A 4,541-nucleotide genomic window follows, 5' to 3' on the forward strand; every position below is an offset into this window, starting at 1 on the left:
ATCCCGCTGCTTGTTAGCGGGATCTAGAGATACCGCGAATGAATCGCGGTATGACGTAGGACTGCTGTCATTCCAGTGCTCCTTTTTTTGTCATCCGAGTAGCTGACACTGGGATCCAGGAAACTTAACTTTACACCAGGTGAATGTACAATAAGAACTGGATTCCAGACTGGAATGACACCGAAGGGGCTACTGGGATGACAGGAGAAAGAGGTACTGGAATGACAAGAGAGGGTACTTGGGTGACAGGAGGTAATGCAGGAAGTCTAATAGTGCAGCAACACAGAACCCCAGGTCAGGCCTGCACCTATTGAAATCAGCAGTACCAGATTTCCTGATTTTATTTTTGATTCTTGTATTGCATAGTCTAAGGCCAGTGGAATTGATGCCGCTGAGGTGTTTGCATGCTTATCAACGGTATTAATCACTTTCTCTATAGGAAAATCTAATTTCTTTACTACTGCTTCAATAATACGAATGTTTGCTTGATGGGGAATTAACCAGTCAATATCAGTGATTTTCAAATTATTGCATTTCAGAGTTTCCTCTACTGAGGCTGTTAACTTATCCACTGCATGTTTAAACACTTCTCTTCCATTCATGCATATTTTTCCAGAATCACCAGTTGAGGATATCCCTCCGTTCGTACATAGTATGTCCACATTGCCATCAGAATATAGGCTAGTTGAAATTATACCTTTTGTAACCCCCTTCTCTGCCACCCAAGTATCAGCATCATTTGTTGGAATGACGTTAAAATGACATGCTGATTTCATTATTACTGCACCAGCACCATCACCAAAGAGTACACAAGTTGACCTATCTTCCCAGTCAACAATCCTAGACATTATTTCAGCACCAATAACGAGTGCATATTTAATGCTATTGTTAGATTTGATAAGCGAGTCTGCGATTGTAACTGCATATATAAAACCAGAGCATGCTGCTTGTACATCAAAAGCAAATGCGTTTTTACATTTTAACTTACTTTGTACAATCGTTGCACAGCTAGGAAAAGTTTTATCAGGAGTTGTTGTAGCAACTATAATCAAGTCAATTTCATCTACTGAAATTTTAGCTTTTTCTATAGCACTTTTTGCTGCATTTACAGCTAGATCTGACGTTAGTTCTCCTTCATCTGCTATATGCCTTTGAACTATTCCTGTTCTCTGCCTTATCCATTCATCGCTCGTCTCAACTATCGATGCAATTTCGTTGTTACTCAACATTTTTCTTGGTAGGTAAGATCCAGTGCTTAATATGAAACTTTTATTCAATATGACTTACCCCGTTAATTATCTTTTGATTTAAATTTTCACTAATTGCATTTACTGCAAATTTTATGGCATGGGCAAAAGAAATAGCATCAGAATTTCCATGACTTTTAATGATGATACCATTCAGCCCTAAAAACATAGCTCCACTTCTAATTTTGGGATTAAAACGCGTTAAAGCTTTATTTAGTTTGGATTTTAACAATATACCAACAAGCATTTTCGCTATCCACGAATTGAATACTTCCTGCTTTATTAGATTGATAAAGGTACTAGCGGTTGCCTCAGCCGTTTTGAGCATTACATTGCCAACAAAACCATCAGCAACAATCACATCTATATTACCCTCTAAAAATTCACTTGCCTCTATATACCCTTTGAAATTAATGCCTGGAGCGTTTTTAAGCAACTCAAAAGCGCCGCGCACTGAGTCATTACCTTTAACTTCTTCTGTGCCGATATTTAGCAAAGCAACTTCAGGATTGTCAATTTTTAATGCTATTTTTGCAAATATACTACCCATTAACGCAAATTGAAATAATGAGTCGGCATTACAATCAACATTTGCACCAAGGTCAAGCAAAGCGAAGCTTTTTGTCTTAGTTGGACAGATAGAGGCAATAGCAGGACGATAAATGTTTGGTAATGTTCCTAAAATAAATCTGGAAATTGCCATCAATGCTCCGGTGTTGCCTGAAGATACCACTCCGAAAGCTTTACCTTCTTTCACTGCAACAATTGCAGCTTTCATACTTGAGTCTTTACGATGTCTCAGCGCAAAAGATGGCTTATCATTTGCAAGAACATTGTCAGAACAATGAGTAAACTCAGAATTGTTACTTACTTTTTTATATTTCAAAAGCAAAGGAGATACTTCTTCCTTATCTCCATAAATATGAAAAAAAACTTTAATGCCTGGGTCAACAAGGTTGTCTAAAAAAAAACCAGCACCCTGAATTACGGAAAGAGGCGCAAAATCGCCCCCCATAGCGTCAAGTGCAATAACTATATTATTATTGACCGTAGGTAACATATCATAATAGTCACTCTGCCTGTTGCTTAATGAAAACCCGTTTTCCTTTGTAACTGCCATCAACTGCTACGTTATGAGGCAACATGAATTCCCCAGTTGTTGAACATACCACAATATTCTTAGGCTGAATAGCATGATGAGAACGATGCATATTACGCCTTGACTTTGACTTTTTTCTTTTTGGAACTGCCAAAATTTCCTCCATTCTACTACAAAATACAATACATTAGTAACATGTTTTTTACAGGAAGTAAACAGGGATAGTAAAATAAGTAAGGTTTGCTTATGTAATTGAGTTCTATAGCTAAAGTGGCTCTACAATTTGAAAAACCGTCATTCCGCTACTCGTTAGCGGAATCTATACCGCGAATGAATTGCGGTATGACGTAGGGAAACCTTTCTTGGGTTAAGCTTTAAATTAAAACATCAAGTATATTGAACTTAAAACATATCTCAGCTATACTTTGCGATAAAGTTAATAAAAATTTTAATAAAATCAGTAACTCTAGCTAAAATGAATACAAAGTGAGCTTTTTTGATATAAATAGTGTTAGAATAATTGGTAGGTACTTTATCAATTTTTTGTTAAGGCTTGGTAGTGCATTCATATTTTTTATTCAATCTCTATACCACTGCCTTGTGCCACCATATTATTTTAGCAACATAGCAAGACAAATTATAGAGATAGGCTTTTTCTCTCTGCCAATTGTTGGGCTCACTGGAGTTTTTATAGGAGCGGCAATAGTTTTACAAAGTAGCTTGAGTGACCCATTAATTAACCAAGAACAGATAATACCCAAACTTGTTACGATCACTATCATTAAAGAGTTAGGACCAGTTTTGATCAGCTTAATAATGGTAGGAAAGGTTGGATCATCAGTTGCAGCAGAAATTGGTACAATGCGCATCACCGAGCAAATAGATGCACTTACAACCTTGAACATCAACCCTTTTAAATATTTAATTGCACCAAGGATTTTAGCGTCAATCATAGTATTTCCCATACTTACAGTATGTGCAGATTTAATAGGAATATTTGGAGGATGTATCACTGCAGTCTTCGAATTTAACCACAATTTAAATATATACATTAAACACACAGCTCAGTTCTTTAATACGTATGATTTTATAACTGGGCTAATAAAAGCAACTGTATTTGGCGCCATAATTTCTGTCTCAAGCTGCTATTACGGTTACCATTGCAAAGAAGGTGCACGAGGAGTAGGTGTTGCTACAACATCAACTGTTGTTTTATCGTCCATACTGATCATTTTAGCAAACTACATGATTACTTTGATACATGCGTAACTCCATAATATCAATATTGAACTTAAGCTTATCTTTTGATGATAGGACAGTACTAAAAGATCTAAATTTTGATATATTAAAAGGGGAATCATTAGTCATACTTGGTGGCTCAGGAAGCGGCAAATCTGTATTAACAAAAACAATTATCGGCTTGCTTGCTCCAGACTCAGGGTCTGTTAAAATAAATAGTAAAAGCAAAAATAAATTTGGGGTTTTATTTCAAAATTCCGCTTTATTTGACTACGTTACAGTGTGGGAAAATATATCTTTTAATTATAAAAAGCGCTTTAATATCAGCAAAAAAGAGGCAAAACAGCTAGCAATCGAGAAGTTAAATGATGTTGGACTGGAGGAAAGCATAGCAGATATGTTTCCAATAGAGCTATCAGGTGGAATGAAAAAAAGAGTGGCACTTGCAAGGGCGATTGCACACAATCCAGAAATCATTATTTTGGATGAACCAACTTCAGGATTGGACCCAATTATGTCAGATATAGTAAACGAGATAATAATAAAATTATCTAGAGATCTTAACCCTACAATTATCACGATTACACATGATATTCATAGCGCATTTAAAATAGCTGATAAAATAGCAGTATTATATGAAGGGGAGATCATTTCCCATGGAACTGTTCAGGAAATACAAAATACTAATAACGAATATATAAAAAAATTCATTCGTTATATATAGCTAAAGATATATACACTATTGCTAACAGTCATATTTTTAAGTTTTAACTTTGTAAAAGGTAGTGGACATTGGAATTCAGATTTTTTTCAAACTGGATCCTATAGCTAACACGTCATACCGCGATTCATTCGCGGTATCTCGGCATAGATTCCGCTAACTATAGTACTTCCCAAAGTAAATGATAAAGGTATAATAAGCTATTTGAGTTATAATGGCGTATAGTGTGGATTTA

General features: G+C 35.8%; 6 protein-coding genes. 3 read left to right on the top strand and 3 right to left on the bottom strand.

Features of this window, described 5'->3' with window-relative positions; all coding sequences use genetic code 11:
• Nucleotides 1-143: 143 nt before the first annotated feature.
• Entirely contained in the window at nt 144-314 is a 171-nt protein-coding gene (locus tag WOCAOBSORBRA_RS05590; protein ID WP_174516109.1) for a hypothetical protein, read from the top strand.
• Here the strand turns inward: WOCAOBSORBRA_RS05590 and WOCAOBSORBRA_RS05595 are convergent.
• From WOCAOBSORBRA_RS05595 to rpmF, 3 genes are read right to left on the bottom strand one after another with little or no spacing between them, the layout of a single operon-like run.
• Nucleotides 267-1,277: a beta-ketoacyl-ACP synthase III gene (locus WOCAOBSORBRA_RS05595; protein WP_174516110.1), complete on the bottom strand. Its 1,011-nt coding sequence runs from the start codon at nt 1,275-1,277 to the stop codon at nt 267-269. The two genes, WOCAOBSORBRA_RS05590 and WOCAOBSORBRA_RS05595, sit on opposite strands and share 48 nt — an antisense overlap.
• Entirely contained in the window at nt 1,270-2,307 is a 1,038-nt protein-coding gene (plsX, locus tag WOCAOBSORBRA_RS05600) for a phosphate acyltransferase PlsX (RefSeq protein ID WP_155969601.1), read from the bottom strand. The genes WOCAOBSORBRA_RS05595 and plsX overlap by 8 nt, the downstream gene beginning before the upstream one ends.
• A 10-nt stretch (nt 2,308-2,317) precedes the next feature.
• Nucleotides 2,318-2,500, bottom strand: a complete 183-nt coding sequence (gene rpmF, locus WOCAOBSORBRA_RS05605) for a 50S ribosomal protein L32 (protein ID WP_065094662.1) — start codon at nt 2,498-2,500, stop codon at nt 2,318-2,320.
• 332 nt (nt 2,501-2,832) lie between these two features.
• Between rpmF and WOCAOBSORBRA_RS05610 the strand changes: the two genes are divergently transcribed.
• Entirely contained in the window at nt 2,833-3,615 is a 783-nt protein-coding gene (locus tag WOCAOBSORBRA_RS05610) for an MlaE family ABC transporter permease (protein WP_015589313.1), read from the top strand.
• Entirely contained in the window at nt 3,608-4,309 is a 702-nt protein-coding gene (locus WOCAOBSORBRA_RS05615; RefSeq protein ID WP_174516111.1) for an ABC transporter ATP-binding protein, read from the top strand. Before WOCAOBSORBRA_RS05610 ends, WOCAOBSORBRA_RS05615 begins: the two co-directional genes overlap by 8 nt.
• The last annotated feature ends 232 nt before the right edge of the window (nt 4,310-4,541 follow it).

The organism is Wolbachia endosymbiont of Cardiocondyla obscurior (assembly GCF_902713635.1).
Taxonomy (GTDB): Bacteria; Pseudomonadota; Alphaproteobacteria; order Rickettsiales; family Anaplasmataceae; genus Wolbachia; species Wolbachia pipientis.

Bases quoted from the DNA above. Each gene is read 5' to 3' on its own strand.
- WOCAOBSORBRA_RS05590 (WP_174516109.1), top strand. From the start codon at position 144: ATGTACAATAAGAACTGGATTCCAGACTGGAATGACACCGAAGGGGCT.
- WOCAOBSORBRA_RS05615 (WP_174516111.1), top strand. From the start codon at position 3,608: ATGCGTAACTCCATAATATCAATATTGAACTTAAGCTTATCTTTTGAT.
- plsX (WP_155969601.1), bottom strand. From the start codon at position 2,307: ATGTTACCTACGGTCAATAATAATATAGTTATTGCACTTGACGCTATG.